The sequence below is a fragment of the Pseudoalteromonas sp. McH1-42 genome, from assembly GCF_022347845.1.
Lineage (GTDB): Bacteria > Pseudomonadota > Gammaproteobacteria > Enterobacterales > Alteromonadaceae > Pseudoalteromonas > Pseudoalteromonas rubra_D.
The window spans coordinates 111,339-128,547 of record NZ_JAKRFU010000005.1; the positions used below are offsets into that span (position 1 = coordinate 111,339).

General features: G+C 47.4%; 10 protein-coding genes. 3 read left to right on the plus strand and 7 right to left on the minus strand.

Features of this window, described 5'->3' with window-relative positions; translation table 11 throughout:
- Positions 1 to 8: 8 nt before the first annotated feature.
- From MHN31_RS05750 to MHN31_RS05770, 5 genes are all read right to left on the minus strand, one after another.
- Positions 9 to 866, minus strand: coding sequence for a GEVED domain-containing protein (locus MHN31_RS05750; protein ID WP_228553409.1), 858 nt, complete (start codon positions 864 to 866; stop codon positions 9 to 11).
- A gap of 9 nt (positions 867 to 875) precedes the next feature.
- Positions 876 to 2,123 carry a hypothetical protein gene (locus MHN31_RS05755; RefSeq protein ID WP_194868190.1) on the minus strand — a complete coding sequence of 416 codons (1,248 nt, stop codon included), beginning with the start codon at positions 2,121 to 2,123 and terminating at the stop codon, positions 876 to 878.
- Between the two features lie 48 nt (positions 2,124 to 2,171).
- Positions 2,172 to 4,220: a Hint domain-containing protein gene (locus tag MHN31_RS05760; protein ID WP_194868189.1), complete on the minus strand. Its 2,049-nt coding sequence runs from the start codon at positions 4,218 to 4,220 to the stop codon at positions 2,172 to 2,174.
- 82 nt (positions 4,221 to 4,302) lie between these two features.
- Positions 4,303 to 7,614, minus strand: coding sequence for a M4 family metallopeptidase (locus tag MHN31_RS05765; protein WP_239443711.1), 3,312 nt, complete (start codon positions 7,612 to 7,614; stop codon positions 4,303 to 4,305).
- 471 nt (positions 7,615 to 8,085) lie between these two features.
- Complete coding sequence (locus MHN31_RS05770; RefSeq protein WP_138538419.1) at positions 8,086 to 8,706, minus strand: arylesterase; 621 nt, start codon at positions 8,704 to 8,706, stop codon at positions 8,086 to 8,088.
- Between MHN31_RS05770 and MHN31_RS05775 the strand changes: the two genes are divergently transcribed.
- Both MHN31_RS05775 and MHN31_RS05780 read left to right on the plus strand, forming a co-directional pair.
- Positions 8,705 to 9,424 carry an ABC transporter ATP-binding protein gene (locus MHN31_RS05775; RefSeq protein ID WP_125562584.1) on the plus strand — a complete coding sequence of 240 codons (720 nt, stop codon included), beginning with the start codon at positions 8,705 to 8,707 and terminating at the stop codon, positions 9,422 to 9,424. The two genes, MHN31_RS05770 and MHN31_RS05775, sit on opposite strands and share 2 nt — an antisense overlap.
- The gene (locus tag MHN31_RS05780) at positions 9,414 to 11,915 is read left to right on the plus strand and encodes an FtsX-like permease family protein (RefSeq protein WP_239443712.1); all 2,502 of its coding nucleotides are present in this window, start codon (positions 9,414 to 9,416) and stop codon (positions 11,913 to 11,915) included. The genes MHN31_RS05775 and MHN31_RS05780 overlap by 11 nt, the downstream gene beginning before the upstream one ends.
- Positions 11,916 to 12,036: 121 nt before the next feature.
- Here MHN31_RS05780 and MHN31_RS05785 read toward each other — a convergent pair whose 3' ends face one another.
- Both MHN31_RS05785 and MHN31_RS05790 read right to left on the minus strand, forming a co-directional pair.
- Entirely contained in the window at positions 12,037 to 12,825 is a 789-nt protein-coding gene (locus MHN31_RS05785) for a penicillin-binding transpeptidase domain-containing protein (RefSeq protein WP_239443713.1), read from the minus strand.
- 75 nt (positions 12,826 to 12,900) lie between these two features.
- The gene (locus MHN31_RS05790; protein WP_239443714.1) at positions 12,901 to 13,767 is read right to left on the minus strand and encodes an AraC family transcriptional regulator; all 867 of its coding nucleotides are present in this window, start codon (positions 13,765 to 13,767) and stop codon (positions 12,901 to 12,903) included.
- A gap of 379 nt (positions 13,768 to 14,146) precedes the next feature.
- On the opposite strand from MHN31_RS05790, the gene MHN31_RS05795 reads away from it, so the two are divergent.
- The gene (locus MHN31_RS05795; RefSeq protein WP_125562592.1) at positions 14,147 to 17,119 is read left to right on the plus strand and encodes a TonB-dependent receptor; all 2,973 of its coding nucleotides are present in this window, start codon (positions 14,147 to 14,149) and stop codon (positions 17,117 to 17,119) included.
- Positions 17,120 to 17,209 lie beyond the last annotated feature (90 nt).

The following is a 17,209-nucleotide window of genomic DNA, read 5'->3' on the forward strand; positions in this document are numbered from 1 at the left end:
ATCTTTCCTTAACGAACTGTGAGCATATAGTCTTCAACTTCACCATACTGAATGTTGGTGCAGGCATTGTCTGAGCCGCCTCCCGCATCCAGCGCTACGCGCATCAGAGTGACACCATCGGGCGTGTTATCAGGGACTGATAGGGTGAATTTCACGGTATTGCCAGTAGTGCTGCTGTGTACCAGTTCATTGCTATCAAACTGACCGTTGTGGTTCCAGTCAATCCAAACGCGAGCTGCCAGTAGCGTTGGGTAGTTGGGGTCCAAAAGACCCGGTTTGATCTCGACACTGGCATCGCGATTTGCTCGCAAATTAAGGACCTTGCCAGAGACCAGAGTATGCGCAGTACTTCCTGAGGCATGAACAAAGTCATCTATTTTAATCTGCTCTATCCATTCCCATTCGTTGTCGTAACTATTGTTGGCGCAATATTTATTTGCTAACACGGTCGTTTTAAGTGCAACCGCTTTGTATTCCGGAGGCATAGTGGTACAAGCCTGCTCCTGGCTTGTGCCGGCATACCAGCCGTAAGGGTTCGTAAAGTCTTCGTTGGCGAAGGTTGGGTATTGCGCATTACCAGCTGCTAGCGCAGCATCAGACAGCCAGAGTTGTTTGAGCTGATTGAGCTTTTCTTCTTTACTGATGATTTCGCGGGAGTCATACATTTGCTCCCACATTTCGACGAGTAGCCCGTCGTAACATTTTTTCAGCCAGTCATAACGACCCTTAGCTTCTGCCACAGTTAGCATATCGCCCAGTTCGTTAAAATTGGCTTCTTCAATCGTATTGGCTGATACAGTGCTCGCGGCGAGTGTGAGGCCACAAAGCACAGCAGCCTGAGATAATCTAAATAACGTATTCATCATTGCGTATCCTTACTTCAAAACATCACTGTAGGCACTGTAATCGCGATAGTAAGCCAGGTTGGCGGCTTCGTAATCGATGCAATAATTGCCCTCTGGGTTGCGCTCACAATAGTCGACCAGGTCAGCAAACAGGTTTGCGTTAGCCCGACTCGCTGTTTCAATTTCCGACAGTTGATTCAATTGCTCAGCATTAAACTGAGATGCATAATAGCGTTGCAGGTTTTTAGCTCGACGATAGGTGAGACGTTCCTCAATCCAGCGTGATGTCAGCTCTTTGACCACTAATTTAGTGAGATAGTTTATGGCTTCGTATCCCTGCGCCGGGATCAATTGTTGCAGGTTGGAACCTGAATCCAGGTACCTTGCAACATAGGTGTCTGTCACATTGTAGTCATCAAGTGACTGGAACTGATTGATATAATCGGTCTTTAGATAATTGACTGCGGATTCAAACAGGTTGAAGCAAGGTTCAGGGTTAAGCAAAGTACAGCTCATAATCCCATTTGGGATGATTTGCAGCAGACGGTTTGGATCGCCGCCACTTTGATAGCCACTGATGGTAATTTTGACTGACTGACGCTTCTCATCGTCCAGTTTCTGAAGTTGACCGTCGACTTTGACCTTACCTATCCAGTCTACGCTCAGATAACCGCCAATGGTGCGCTTATCGCTCTCGTTGCGATAATCAATTTTCATATTGATCACCACATTAGAGCCATAGGCAAAGCCCTGAATAAACCCATCACCGAGGTTCGCTGCTTTATTACCCGGATAGGCTTGGGCCAGGTCTAAAGCGGCTTGTGTAGGCTGGTAGCCTGCATCGGTTACCGGCATAAGGATCCGGGATTTTGGTTTCACTGATGAATACACGGTGTAGGTACCAGTGTATCTGTCGGCGCTAATGTCTTTAGCATAGTTGGCACCAGCATCAACACGTACTGCTGGGAATTTGAAGCCCGCGTCAACTTTTCCGTCGATCAGTTTTAATGCCTGCTCGTAGCCCAGGTCCACACCCACACGAAAATCAATGTTGGTATTACCAAGGTGCTCAACGGTTTGGCCATCCACTGACTTTAACCCCAGCAAGATGTCGCCTTTACTTTGATAGGCTGTACCTAGTGGTGCCAGGTCAACGACATTCGATGTGGCTGACTGTCCATGTATTTCACTCAGCTTGGTCGGCAGAGGGAGTGATGTGGCAAACGCAGGCAAAGTCGCACAGGCCAGTGTGACTTGAATGAATTTTGCATAGTTCATGTTTGATCTCTCCATGAGAGGCCCACAGGGCCTCTATTCGCTTGAACCTTAGTCTTTAAGGCTATTTAAGTAATCCTGGTGCCAGGCTTCAGGAAGGTTGTTAAGTACATCCTGAGTGGTAATCTCACTGTCAGAGAACTCATTATCTCCTTGCATTGCCAGGTCACCGACCTGTAGGCCGTTTGCAAACATGGTAAAGGTTTCGCCAGTGACGTGTGTGCCATCTGAATCGGTGCGTTTTAGCTTGAGGTTGTAGACATTGTCGTTGTATTTCACTTCCTCAATGGCGGTGATCATCTCAATACCACTTTGGGTGCGGATTTGGTCACCCGCTTTTACTTTGTTAGCCCAGGCTGACAAACCTGATACGGTGACAACGGGATGTGATTCGGTCAGTAGCAGTGTTTTACCAGACGCGGTGGTCAGCTTAACCATTGGTATCAGCTCAACCCCAACTGAAATGTCTTCGATCTCAAGTGGAATGTGCTGATCTGGTGCAAACTGGCTGGCACCCAGCACGGTATCACCCACACTGAGTTGCTCAATGGGTAAATGCTTACCATTGGCCAGCGTGATCAATGAACCTTTGGCCAGACAGCTATAGACTACTTGCATTGGTGGATGTTTGATGTCTTTCCAGTTACTTTCTGGCATATCTGAGCTGCCGATCACATAGGTGAAGTGACGTGTCATAACGCGCGGACCACGTTGTTGCTCTACTTCAACAGCCAGGTTCATGATCCAGTGCGCGTCTTTGTAGCGGCCGTACAACATAGCATCACCGAATACGCCCATATTTCTTGGAATATTCCAGGACATGCGTGTATAAGGATAGTCAATACCACCTACATTCTTGACGCCTTTTTGCAGCGTGATGTAGTCAGAGAACAGATTGATTGCGTCAGACGCTTTGTAGTCATCTCCGATGCGTGACGCACCGCCACCTTCACGTGTTTGAATATAAATCTCAGAACCATAATGCAGTCCATCTGGCTTGTCGGTGATGGGTTGGCCCTGTGCGTCTTTGATTAATGACTTGGTACCGGCACCTGTATTTGGATCATAGGTGACAGCCACCTGATTCCACTCAGGGGTGTAGATTTTTGTGACTTCACCCATCACTTCACGGAAACCACTGAATGGGATAAGGAGCTTTAACTGGTCATTCGGTGTGCCATGGGCGTACATTGCCTCGTAGTCGCAGTCGTCGTATTTACGATTCAGGCACACTTTGATGCGGTTCAGGCTTGGATCAGCCTCGTTACGCTCTTTGACGTCAACCGGGTGTGTGATTTCATTTTCCAGAATGCTGGTGGTGGTACGGGCATAGCCGTCAGGCAGAGTGGTTGCTAAGCCAGCTTCTGCGTTGTTCAAAGTGGCCATTTGCGCCATGGCGCCATTGGTTTTGTATACACCCAGGTCAGCCAGCAAAGTTTCCGGTGAATATTCAATGACGGAAGTCCGAATTTCAGTAACGGTCTGGCCATCTGCTCCTTCGTATGACACGGTTACATAGGCATCAGCGAAAATACGCTCTGAGTTAATCAACTTGGGCAGTACATCTTCCATACGACCAACGGAAGCAACGCTTACGCGTTTTTGTGGTTCGTCGGGTGTGCCCTGGCCAAAAAACTCGTTGAAGCTTGGCATGACCAGCTCTTCACCTTTTTCATTCATCAGGGTCAGGTCGATATAGGTGTAGTAAGTAGTGCTGAATTCACTGTTGACCGCGGTTAACACCAGGTATTCCTGACCATCTTTGCGGGTCATTGAGCGAAGGCCCATATGCTTGAAGAATGAGCACAGCTTGCCTGTCTGACAGTCGGTGGACTGCGACGTTGACATGATACCGGCCATTGCTGGTTGGTTGGCTTTACGATTTAGTGTTTCTTCCAAAGATCGAAATAAAAACGGGCGATTTTTTTCTGTAATGCCGTGTCTCGCAAGGCGTTGCTTGGCTTGCTCCAATTCACCGAGTTGCTGAAATTTGACGATTCGCTCAGGGAAACGCTCGGTTTCTGGTGTGATGGGTGCTGAAATAGAAGCAAAAGAAGCTCCTCCCAATGCAGCGGCAACTGCTAGGCTAACCAGTTTCATACAATTTTCCTTTTAGTTTATTTTAAAAAGGCTCGTAGATAGGGCGAACCCTACCTACATAACTGCGAGCACAAGGTGTTAATTACCATCTAGTAATTTTGAATTGAATGTCTTCAACTTCTCCATAAGTGAAGGATTTACAAGCATCCTGCTTTAGTGGGTGTTGAGGGTTTTCCTCAAATTTGGCTCTCAAGGTAAACAGTTTATCTCTGCTCACCCAGGGCAGGCGGATGATTTTGCTTGAGGTGACACGGCAATACTCAATCCCATCTGCCCGGGAATGACAATCAGTGGTGTAGTAGTCATAGTTGTAATCATTACTGCCATTGTGACCTTCGTCTTTACTGAATGTGTCGTCGTGATTCTTATCCAGCCAGACAGTAAAGCGTGCACCAATCTGATTGTTACCATATAGATTGTCTATGGTGGCGCGAGGCAGGAAATTGGTCGAGCCAACAACCGTTAGGTATGAATTATCGCTGCGAGAGAAGTCGCTCAGAGCTGTAAAGTTATATCCTGACGCGTTATATCCGGCTACGCCAGTCACCTCATGCAATACCGTGGAGTAGTAATTGAAAGTCAGTTTGTCGATGTACAAGACTCCTGCATTGCTCGGGTCGGTAATACTGGCGCTGCAACTTGAAACCGGTTGCAAAGTTAAAACCTGACTATTGCTATCACTGTCACTGCCATCCTGATATCGGGTGGTCAGGGATACGTTGAACGTCCCACCATTTTCGGGAAACTGGATAACCGGGTTTTCGTCGCTGCTGGTTTGATTATCAAATCCAAACTGCCAGCTATAACCAGGCTGTTTGGCCTGATTGGCGGTACTGTTGTTAATGAATTGAACCTTATTCCCTTCTAAAATTTGATAGCTGAAGTCGGCAATGATAGGCAGGTTAGGAGAATCAGCATCGATCATCACATCAATGACCTGGCCCGCATCCACCACACCACAACTATGAATGTAGGAGTATTTGTCATCTGAGATGGCGATTCGCATCAGACCGATCCCTGCTGGTATACTGCTGTTGAGTGAAAAAGTGGCGCTATTACCTGAAATAGTCTCGTTGCCGATGAGCTTTTCGGTATAGGCGAATTCTCCATCTTTGTCTGAATCAAATAGGACTGTGAGCTTTTTGCCGCTGAGATCTTTATCAAAACCCAGCGTGTAGTTACGTTTGCGAGCCAAAGGAATTCGAGAGCCGACCTCTGACGTATATTCTCCAATGATATTACTGATTTCATGGGTAGCAATGCTCAGACTGCCGGTATGTACCTGAGGAGAGTTTTGATACGGCGGACAGTTGACGTCAGCCAGACGGCTAAAAAAGTGTCTATAAGCTGTTTTGGTATTGTTGTCACTGAACTGAACTTCTACGGCTGCGCGTGCCAAAACATTGAGTGGTAACGCGTGTGATTGCTGTAAAAAAGGATAAATTGGCTGATTATCACTCTTGCGCCAGGTGCTGCTGGTGCCATCGCCCCAGTCTGCATGGATTTGCGCTATGGTGTCGGTAGCCAGGTGGCTGATGTCGTAGCTTACTTCGTTGTAGCTGAAGCGCGTATTGGCGTCTAGCGTAGACAAATTGCTGTCTGCAACAATGCCGACGCCCAGCAATACGTCACTCACATCAGCTTTACGCTGATCAGTATTCTTACCGGCGATTTCAATGAAAGCGGTTTGTTCAGCCAGACAGTAGCCGTACTCATCCATGCTCATGTTAGGAAACATACATCCGGCTGTTTGAGCGCGTAAGAATACTTTAAAGGCATCCTGAATTGACCATTGCTTGGTTTTGACCAGTTCATAAAAGGCTTTGCGTAGCACGCCACCATTGGCATGTTCTGTTTTTCCGGTCGAAAAGTCAGCCACATGATCGATACTGGTGCCGTCCCAGGATGGCAATTCATAGAAACGTACGCCCTGATCGGCATAGATTGCATCCCAGCCGAACCACCATTTGCGATTCTGGCCATACTGACCCGCCTGCTCAGTAAATTGTTTAGTAAAGTATTCCGACTGACTGTACGCGCCGCTGGCCTGATTTTGGAAGTAGTCCATAACCGCAATGGTCACCAAGTCTGAGAAGCCCTCGTTAATGGCACCATCTACACCTTCAGCACCAATGCCTGAATTCCAGTTGGTGATGGCGTGGCCGATCTCATGTGCAGCAATACTTAGTGTGGCTTGTGAATAGAAATAGTAACCATCACCTGAACCATAGTTGACAAATTCGCCGTCCCAGAAGGCTTTGTTAGTACCAAATATGGTATTGCTATGTACTTTTTGTTTAAGCGGCTTAAGGCAATACCCACTGGTTGAACAATCTGAGGACTGATTTGGATATAAGTGTGCAAATTGATTATGAAAATACTGCATGACCACACCTGCATTAAAGTGCGCTTCGCTGGCATGGCTATAGGTAAACCAAGTATCGAAGTTACCGGTTACTTTGGTCGCATCGAAATTTTCATTTTTTTCGCCACAGGAGTATGACACGGGACTTGTATCTGAGTTTCTGGCATCAAAGGTGCTCAGGTAGGGGTTCTCAAGTGTGCATGAATCCAGTTCTTTTTTGACAATCAGGGGGTATCCGCCAAATTGGGCGAAAATCGCATTGGGATTGGCGTCAGTAAACAACAGGCGTTGCCCAGTTGGCGTAAATTCATCGTATTTATATGTTGTACAGGCTTGCATGCTGTCAGGCTGTGGTGAATAACAGATTGCGCCCAGTTTATCGTTGCCACCTATTCCGCCTCCGGGGACAAAGCTACTATCCAGTACAGTGTTTGCTGAAACGGTTTCTTTTGAAAAGAAAGAGGCTCTGGAGTGATGGCGGATCACGGTGCCCTGAGCGCTGTCGACAACCAACTGCTCCGCAATACCCTGGCGATTGACCTCGATCACTGTCACATCAAGTAACTTACCATTTACAACTAAATAAGCCGCGGTTGATCCACGGATTATCGTGTGATTGTCCTGATAATGGCGTGCAACGCTTGCTCTGAGATCTGGCTTGAGAACAGTGGCCTGCTTCGTGAGTTCAACCTGACCACTGAGCAACTTGCCCATGCTCTGGATAATATTGCCATTTATATCTCGTGCAATGACCAGCTGACTATCAAGAATAGGTTTGCCCTGATAGTAGGCCTGATAGTGTTCGTACTTTGGCTGGTCACCTACGGCTTTTTCTAGCCGATAGGTCAGCGCAGTACCTACAAACTGAGCCTTAGTGTTCAGAGAGGTGTGTTCTGATTGAGCCGCTGTCGGTAACTGTGACCACAGGTGCTGCTGATTTAATAGCGCTTGAGATTCGATAGAAGCTGCGGCTTGTGTACTAAACAAGGTAACAGCTCCGGCGCCAAGCACTGCGCTGAGGCGTGTCATAAATAATCCTTTTTTGTTGCATTATTGGTGTTTAATAGAGTTAAAACTCTCAATTGCTCATCAAGTATACAAATTAAATTAATTGTTGCAAATGTTTATTTATTGTTTCTTTTTGCGGGTTTTTTAGTTGGTAAGGGTGGGGTTTTATGTATTGGGTACGAACTTTTGTATGATTTTGTTTTTGTTGCTCTTTGTAAATAATGGCAGGAGACATAATTCGTTTGTTGTGTTTTAGGGTACGGTTTGTGAGGAGGTGGATTATTTAGTTCATGGCTTATGAAGCCATCGTTTTCTCAAGCGGATTAGGCTTAGTACGGGGCTGATAAATGGCTCTGACACGAGCGTGTTGGCCTGCCTTTGGCAATAAAGAATTTTTGAATGTTGCAAGAGTACTCGCCTGATAAGTGTCAATGTATGTCAGGCGAGCATGTCGAATTGGTCAAAAGTAAAAGCCGAAACCTATATGTATTATTACTGCAACCACAGTGCAATGCGTTCGTACATAAAGTCCCGGATAATGGGCTGAGCTTCAGCGTTGGGGTGCAAGTTATCGTTTTGCATAAGACTGCGATCTGCTGCAATGGGTAACATGAAGTACTCCATCAGATAGGCGCCAGTTTGCTCGGCCACCATGGGGTAACTGTCAGCGAATAGAGTACTATAGCGTTTGCCATAGTTTGGTGGGATCTGGATTTGCATCAATGCGACTTTGGCGCCGCTAGCCTGACTTTTCTCGACCAGTTCACGTAAATGTTTGCGGATCAGTTTAGGCGGAAATCCTCGCAAACCGTCATTGGCGCCTAGCTCGATAAGTACGTGGCTGGGTTGGTGGCTTTCTAATTGCTTGTCGACCGTTAGCAGCGCATTATCCGTGGTCTGTCCCGAGACGCTGGTGTTCACCAGAGTGATCGCTTTTTGCTCTGCTTCGTATTTATTTTGTAACAAATTAACCCAGGACGGTGCTTGTTTGAGACCATAACCGGCGCTTAAGCTATCACCTATGATCATAATTTTGGTATCGTTGGCATTCGCTTTTAAGACGAAAAGTGTGCCGAAGATCAATACCACCAGTTGTAGGAAAAATCGCATCATGTCAGTGCTTTCTCAGTTAAATATTATTCAGGTTAAGGAGTTGGGTAAAACCGTCAGTACCTTTGAGGGTGACCTCACTATCCTTAGCGATATCAATTTTTCTGTCAAGTCAGGTGAATCAGTGGCAGTGGTTGGCACTTCTGGCTCGGGCAAGTCAACGTTACTCAGTTTACTGGCAGGGCTCGATATTGCCAGCAAGGGAGAGGTTTATCTCGATGGTGAAGCGCTGCACCGTCTCGACGAAGAGCAGCGTGCAAGACTCAGAGCTGAAAAAGTAGGTTTTGTGTTTCAGTCATTTATGCTGGTTCAGAGCTTGACTGCACTGGAAAATGTGATGCTACCAGCAGAGCTCGCTGGTGAAAAAAATGCCCGTGAGCAGGCACAAGCCCTATTGGACAAAGTGGGCTTGTCGCATCGGGTTGGTCATTATCCCTCACAGCTATCTGGTGGTGAGCAGCAACGTGTTGCCATAGCTCGTGCATTTATCGGTACGCCAAAAATTCTGTTTGCCGACGAGCCTTCTGCGAATCTGGACTCTAAAAACGGCCACTTAATCGAAAGCCTGTTGTTTGATTTGAATAAACAGCACGGTACAACCCTGATTCTCGTTACACATGATGAAGACTTGGCTAAGCAGTGCGATCGCATTATCCATATTGAGGGCGGTCAGCTGGCAAAGATCCGTGATGGAGAAGGAGTGGCTGTTCATGTGGGCTAGATTGGCGCTAAGATTATTTTTCCGGGAGTTGCGTCGAGGAGAGCTGACTATCATTTTCGCTGCCATTGCATTGGCGGTGCTGACAGTTTTTAGCCTAAGCTCAGTGACTGAACGGATCCGACTTAACATTGAACAAAAATCTGCTGACTTTATTGCGGCCGACCGCCGCCTGTCCAGTAACTATGAGCTGGATGAGAGTTACCTTAAGGTCGCGCAGGATTTCGGTCTGCAAACGGCACAAAACATCTATTTTGATTCCATGCTCTTCGTGGGAGACGAGTTGGTGCTGGGGTCAATTAAAGCGGTGAGCGATAGCCACCCCCTGCGTGGTAAAATAACCCTCAGAGACGCACTGGACGCAGAGAAATACGACATTGCTGCGGCACCTGGCAAGGGTGAAGCCTGGCTAAGTGAAGGGCTGTTTTACACGCTCGGACTTAAAGTCGGCGATAAAGTAGAAATTGGTGCGGGCATGTTTACCGTGACAAAGGTTTTGGTACAGGAGCCCGACGCAGCATTTTTCTCACTGGCGGGTAACAAACGTGTGTTACTGAATATTGCCGATATCCCAACTACACAAGCGGTTCAGCCAGGCAGCGATGTGTTTTATCGACTACTGTTTGCGGGCGATGAGCAGACACTCAAAGATTATTATGTTTGGTTAAAACCTCAGCTCAGAGAAAATCAGAGTTGGCAGGGGATCAAAGACCGGCAGTCACCATTGGGTGAGAATCTTGAGCGTTCCGAGCGGTTTTTACTGTTGGCTGGCTTATTTGGCATTATGCTCGCAGCGGTGGCAATGGCCGTGTCTGCAAAACGTTACTGTGAGCGTCAGTACGACCCAGTTGCCATGATGAAAACTTTGGGTGGTAGTCGCGGGACAATCAAGCGTATCTTCCTGATGCATCTGTCGCTGGTAACCGTTAGCTCTCTAGCGATTGGTCTGGCAATTGGTTATGGCTTACAGGAAGTGGCGGTTGATTATCTAACCAGTTTTGTTGCCAACGAGCTACCTCTTGCCGGACCAAGACCCTGGCTGTTATCTATTGCCATTGGTGTCGTGTGTGCACTGATGTTCTCCCTTAAGCCGTTATTGGACTTGTTTGATATTCCCCCTCTGCGGGTGCTCAGAAGAAGTTTGGGCGATAAGCTGGCGGTAAGCCGGGTGCACATGGCGCTTTCGGTGGGCACCATCTTTATGTTGATGTGGCTGTTCAGTGGGGACATTAAAACCACGCTGTTATTGTTTGCTGGTACCGCGACACTGATGGGGGTGCTGTTTGGCTTGTCCCGGTTGTTCTTCAGTGCGGGTCGTAAATTGGGGCTGAGCCCGGGCAACAGTTGGTCTCTGGCGATTGCAACATTGCAAAAACGGGCCAATGCAAACGCGATTCAGCTGATCAGTTTTGCACTTGCCATTAAATTGATGTTGTTCTTGTTTGTACTCAAAAATGACATGATCTCTGACTGGCAAATGCAGGTACCTGAAGACGCACCTAATGCCTTTTTAATCAATATTGGAGAGCGTGACGTTGCGCAGTTTAAGACCTTCTTTAATGAGCAAAATATTCATCATGAGGCATTTTATCCGGTCTTCCGGGGCCGCGTTAATGCTCTAAACGGTGAGGCATTTGCCCGTCGGGTATCCAAACAGGAAGGTGAGGAGCAACAAGAAGACGCCCGTAATGGTGTTGGCCGTGAACTCAACCTGACCTGGAGCGATACTTTACCGGATGGCAACGAAATCCTGGAAGGACAGTGGTTTGAGCAAACAGATGAATTACAGGTCTCTGTGTTTGAAGGCACCGCGGAGCGGGTTGGTATTGAACTTGGTGATACGCTGACATTCTTGGTCAATACGCAGACCTTTGAAGCCAAAGTCACCAGTATTCGCAGTGTTGACTGGGGAACGCTTAAGCCTAACTTTGTGATGATTTTTAACTCTGCTATGGCACAGCGTTTGCCTGTGACATATTTTACTGCGGCTAAGCTAGAGGATAATCATGTTCGCCCGATTAGCCGACTGTTACTGCAGTATCCGACTGTCAGTATGATAGACATTAAGAACAATATCGCCCAGGTACAATCTATGATTGCTCAGGTGTCTCTGGCGATTGGTTTTGTGCTGTCCATTGTGTTGATAAGCGGTGCCCTGGTCTTGATATCTCAGGTGCAAGCCAGTCTGGCCGAGCGTATGCAGGAAGTGGTGATCTTACGCACACTCGGTGCCAGGGGTAAGTTGATTAAGCTGGCGACTCTGTATGAGTTCTTGCTGTTGGGCGCGCTGGCAGGTTTCGTTGCTGCGTTGGTCAGTGATATCACCCTGTTTGTTATTCAGCAGCAATTGTTTGGTGTGGATGGCAGGCTTCACCCTTATGTGTGGGTACTGGGGCCGGTGTCAGGCGCTACGTTCGTTGCTTTAATCGGCTATTTTATGGTGGCACATACCATGCGTCAGAATACTCAGGGGTTATTGCGTAAGGTCGCCTGATGGTGACCCTCTGAGCGGTTGCGGTTTGTATTTTTCTGATACAAGCCGCGTCTCTCGCCTGTTAATTTGTCTATTAATCTGCGTTTCCATAGCGTTGGTGATCTAGTTCTTCGGATTGAGATTATAAAACGCCCATCTTAGTTAACGTAGCTTTGGCGATTTCGACCCGGGTGGATACGACTTCTTTAAAGTTTTTGGCGTCCATATTAAAAGCAAAGTAGTGACGCCCCTGGTTGTTTTCAACAATGCCAACATACCAGCCTATGTACTTACCTTTGGCGACCGGTCCGGTTCCCGTTTTTGCATACAGCTTGGTGTTGGCCGCCTGTTCCTGTAAGAAAATTTTGTCAAATGCCTGATAGGTCGCGGGCTTAAGTTTAAAAGCTTGGGTCTGTAACCGGCGCAGAAATGTGACCTGTTCAACAGCACTGATTTTTATGCTGCTGTTGAGCCAGAATTTATCATGAGGTCCGCTGATATCACGGTTGCCATAGTTAAAGTCATCGAGGTACTGTTGCATCACAGGCTTGCTCAGCAAGTTAGTCCAGGTCTGATATAACGGCAGTGCAGAGTACTTGAATGCGTCTTGTGGGGTAATTGACTCTTTGCGCCAGGCGTCAAACCACCATTTTTTAGCCGGATAGGTATTTAAATCTATCTGGTAACCCTGTCCGGGTTTGATGGTCTGCGTATCTAATAAGATCAATGTATTGGGTACTTTATAAGTCGAGAAGGGAGTGTACGCTTGTTGTGCGCGCGATTGGTTTATAAATTGCCATTGTTGCGTGCGTTCGCTATAGACAGCCATAGTACACGCCTGTCCCGTTTGACAGCCTGGCAAGGTCGCGGGGGTTGAAAGCACACTGGCTGTAAGTAGCGGTGTCAGAGTCAGTGCAGTAAGTAGCGGCATGGGTTCATCCTTAGTTATTATAGTTAGACCGCGCCTATCATATAAGCGAATCCTTACCTTAGCCTGAACCGTATATTAAATCAGCGCTTTTTGCTGTACTCGAGCACGAAACTGGCTGGGTGTGCATTGCTTGATAGCAAGAAATCGGCGGTTAAAGTTAGACAAATTATTAAAGCCGCACTGGTCGCTTATCACAGTGATCGGGGCTTTGGTTTTGAGTAACAGTTTGCAGGCTTTGGCGATCCTTAGCTGATTGATAAACTCTGTGACGGTGCATTCCGTGCGCTTTTTAAAGAAGCGATGAAAATGATTGGTACTCATATGGGCCTGTCTCGCCAGCAGCTCTGCACTTAGCGACTCAGTGTAATTGTCGTAAATATAATTTATCACATGGTCAAACTTATCTTTGGCGGGATCCAGCTGTTTGGCAAAACTAAACTCCATGGTAGACAGCGTCTGATATGCGCTGTTTGCCATCAGGTTGAGCAGCTGAAAGAGCAAAATATAGCGCTCTATTGGTGACGCATTTTGCATTTTACTGAATAGCTTTTCACTTTTTTTAGCTGTTTTTTTGTTAAAGCTTAGTCCGCATTTTGCATGGTCCAATAAGGTATGTAACCCTTGCAGCTCTGGGTTTTGCTGCAGTTGTTGCTGTAGCCAGTGGGCCGGGATCTGTGCCACATGGACTACGTGTTGACTGCCATCTGTATTGTCGCGAGATTGCCAGGTGTGTGGCAGTTCAGGGCCCATAAGCACCAGGTCGTAGTCGTCGTATGGCGCAATATGATCACCAATGTGGCACATGCCCTGGCTATTCAATGTCAGGCAAATTTCATATTCTGGGTGGTAATGCCAATTAAAAGGGATCTCGTCCAGTTGATAGAGGCAATAACGCCATGAACAATTGTGAGACGGAATGACTTTTTCACACATAGCTTTCATTATATTGCTCCTTCATGTTAGTTAGCTGTGGGCTTTAGGCGTACGTTTTTTGTGCTAATGGCCTGTCTGTCCTGCTATCTTCTCGCCCTGCGCTCTGAAAGGTGATGCATTTCACTGCTCTTGCAATACTATCCTATTCAATATGCACAAAAAGGTACAAAATATTAACATTGGTTAAGGGAAAGCATGCATAATGCCGACACATGGCTGGTCATTAAGTAGTGTGTTTTAAAATGACAGCGCTGTTATCTGATAGATTTGTACCGATATGAGTTTGAAAATGCAAACTTATAAGTTACAAGCCTGTTCAAATAGGGAAAGTGCCTGATGATTATTTCACCAGGCGTACATCTTGATAATACAGAATAAGAGGAAGAAGATGAAACACAGCAATGCAGCATTCAGATTGTCTCGCATTTCATTTGCGGTCACTGCCGCAGTGATTTCAAGCACCGCCTTTGTTGCTCCGGTTCAGGCTGAGCAAGAAGAGTCCGTGGAAGTTATTGAAGTTCGAGGGATCCGAGCTTCGACTGAAAAAAGTCTTAACACCAAACGGTTTGCGGATGGTGTTGTCGACTCTATCACAGCAGAGGATATAGGTAAGCTGCCGGACGTGACAATCGCTGATTCACTACAGCGTGTACCGGGTATCCAGATCCGTCGAAGTGCCGGTGAAGGCTCAACGATCAACGTACGGGGTATGCCACAGGTTACCACGCTACTAAATGGCGAGCAGTTCCTCAGTGCCGGTTCACTGACTACAGTACAACCCGATTTTACCGATATTCCTTCGAGCTTAGTTGGTGCTATGGATGTGATGAAATCACCAACTGCCGATACGTTGGCGGGTGGTATTTCAGGGACGGTTGATCTGAAAACGCGTAAGCCATTTGATTTAGAAGAAGGGTTTAGCGGTGCAGCATTGATAGAAGCATCTCGTGGCTCTTATTCAAAAGAAACCGACCCTAAAACCATGATTGCAGCAGGCTATAACGCTGAGCGCTTCGCGGTACTAGCGACACTGACCAGAGATGAAGTAAATCTGGCGAACTACCGTTTTGGTTCGACTAACCACGGCTGGGGCTATGCACCACAAGAAGCCGGTGGTTGTTGGTATTGTCCGGATGGAGATATCAATGGCGATGGTGATACTGATGATGCTGAATTCACTTACGTCAGCTACGGTATGGTTAACCGTTTTACTGAGCGTGAGCGTACAGGTGGTAGCCTGAGCTTCCAGGCGCAGCTTAGTGACAACTTTGAGCTGAGCGCAGATGTATTTTATACCAAAATGGATGATGCAGATCGCCAGCGCGGCCTGATGGCGGACAATGCCTGGGGTGGTCACTGGGATTGGCAGGAGCAGCATGATGCGATGGATCGAGGCAAGACGTCTGGTGGATACAACCTATACACAGCGCAGGACATTACGCTGCATGCGCCACGTGTTGTTGCGCACTCTGAAAGCCATACCAATGAGCGTGAATCGACCAACTATAACTTTGAGCTAACCTATAAAGGCGATGGTAATTTCTCTGGTAAGATGCGCCTTATCACGGCTGATGCAGAGCGTATGCACACTGAAAACGTTGCTCAGGGTTACATGACCAGTGGTCTGGCACACAACCTGCGTCGTAACGAAGGCAATGGCCCGATTGCGGTAAATCCGAACGGTTACGGCCCGGGCACAGTGCCGGTCAGATTGAACTATCAGGGCGATCACCCGGTATTGCTGCCGCCTAGTGAGCTGCAAGGTGAAGTGTTTGGTTCCAATATGAGCCGTTACTCAGTGGTGTCAACGTACTCTGAGAATAACTTTAATGAAGACGCCAGCCTGGATATTTTACGTCTTGATGGTGAATATTTGTTCGAAGATATGGGCTCACTGACCAAAATGAGCTTCGGTGCTCGTTTGGGTAATCGTGAAGTATCCCGTGAGCAATATGTATTGTTGGCGCCATTCAGCAACCCGGTTGGCGAAGGCAGTGTTGACGTGATGTGGAAAGACCAAGGTCTGGCGGCCTTTGATACTGACGGCAGCGGCGGCGTACCGAGTGCATCTGCTGGTGACCTGACAATGGGTTACGATACACCATATACCTTTGATAAATTACCAGAGGCTTGGATCCAACAGGTATCTGATTTTGGCCCTGTTAATGGCGGCAGCTATTTCTTTATTGATCCGCGTCAGCTTGACGACCCATTTGCATTCCAGAATCAGCTATATCCAGGCAACAAAAAAGGTGGTGTACCAGGCAGCACCTATGAGGTTGAGGAAGAAACACAAACGCTTTACTGGCGCGCTGATTTCTCAAGCGATCTTTACACCGCTAACCTGGGTTTCCAGTACATCAAGACAGATTTGGACATCCTGCAAAACGTAATTGGCGACTCTATTTGTGTGAACTGTCCTGGCTCAGTGGCAGCCGATGCCGGTGATATAAATACCAGCAAGTCGTTTAGTGATTTCCTGCCTTCATTGAACCTGGCGGTTAACCTGAGCGATGACCTGATCTTCCGTTCTGCCTGGGGTAAAACCATGACGCGTCTGGATCTTGGCGCAATTGCGGGTGGTTTGCAGGTAAGTCGTTCACGTGCCGGTGATGACCTGGCAGCGCGTGAAGGGATTTCCCCTGACTTGTTGATTGCAACTAATGCAACCATGCAGGGTAACCCGGAACTGGAACCATGGCGCGCCACAAACACAGATCTTGCGTTGGAATGGTATTTCTCACCAAGCGCGTTAGTCAGTGTGGGTGTGTTCAATATCCAGCTTAAATCTTTCATTGAAACCAGTACCTGGACAATGCCATTGGCTGATGCGGATGGGGTTGTACGTCGTGAAGTTAGTGTGACAGGTCAAGTCAATGGTCAGGGCGGAACGATGAATGGTGCTGAGTTCACCTATCAGCAAGCGTTTGACTTCTTACCGGGCTTCTGGAGCGGATTTGGTGCGGCGTTTAACTACACCTATTCAGACAGCGAAAGTGGCCGCGTTGACTTCTATGGTGACGCTTTACCACTGGAAGATAACTCTAAAGAATCGTCTAACGCGGTGCTTTGGTATGAAAAAGATGGCTTCCAGTTCCGTTTAGCGGCCAACCATCGTTCTAAGCGCCTGGCACAGGTCACGACGACGGGTGGTATGGGTGATACGGCTATTTGGACCGAGCCGACAACCTACATAGATATCTCGGCCAGTTATGATGTGACTGACTATATGACAGTGTATATGTCGGGCAGTAACCTGACTGAGGAATACGAATCTAACTATGCACAATGGAAGGATAATCGTATTTCACAAAACGTTTATGAGCGCCGTCTGACATTGGGTGTTCGCGGTCGCTGGTAATTCTCCCTCAGGCCTGAGTATGTGGTTCAGGCCTTTTCTTTTTGTTCTGGCATGAGATGATGCGTAACGCTGGATAGGGTGGGCGACTCC

Excerpts from the sequence above, each read along its gene's own strand:
- MHN31_RS05750 (WP_228553409.1), bottom strand. The coding sequence starts at position 866 with ATGATGAATACGTTATTTAGATTATCTCAGGCTGCTGTGCTTTGTGGC.
- MHN31_RS05755 (WP_194868190.1), bottom strand. The coding sequence starts at position 2,123 with ATGAACTATGCAAAATTCATTCAAGTCACACTGGCCTGTGCGACTTTG.
- MHN31_RS05760 (WP_194868189.1), bottom strand. The coding sequence starts at position 4,220 with ATGAAACTGGTTAGCCTAGCAGTTGCCGCTGCATTGGGAGGAGCTTCT.
- MHN31_RS05765 (WP_239443711.1), bottom strand. The coding sequence starts at position 7,614 with ATGACACGCCTCAGCGCAGTGCTTGGCGCCGGAGCTGTTACCTTGTTT.
- MHN31_RS05775 (WP_125562584.1), top strand. The coding sequence starts at position 8,705 with ATGTCAGTGCTTTCTCAGTTAAATATTATTCAGGTTAAGGAGTTGGGT.
- MHN31_RS05770 (WP_138538419.1), bottom strand. The coding sequence starts at position 8,706 with ATGATGCGATTTTTCCTACAACTGGTGGTATTGATCTTCGGCACACTT.
- MHN31_RS05780 (WP_239443712.1), top strand. The coding sequence starts at position 9,414 with ATGTGGGCTAGATTGGCGCTAAGATTATTTTTCCGGGAGTTGCGTCGA.
- MHN31_RS05785 (WP_239443713.1), bottom strand. The coding sequence starts at position 12,825 with ATGCCGCTACTTACTGCACTGACTCTGACACCGCTACTTACAGCCAGT.
- MHN31_RS05790 (WP_239443714.1), bottom strand. The coding sequence starts at position 13,767 with ATGAAAGCTATGTGTGAAAAAGTCATTCCGTCTCACAATTGTTCATGG.
- MHN31_RS05795 (WP_125562592.1), top strand. The coding sequence starts at position 14,147 with ATGAAACACAGCAATGCAGCATTCAGATTGTCTCGCATTTCATTTGCG.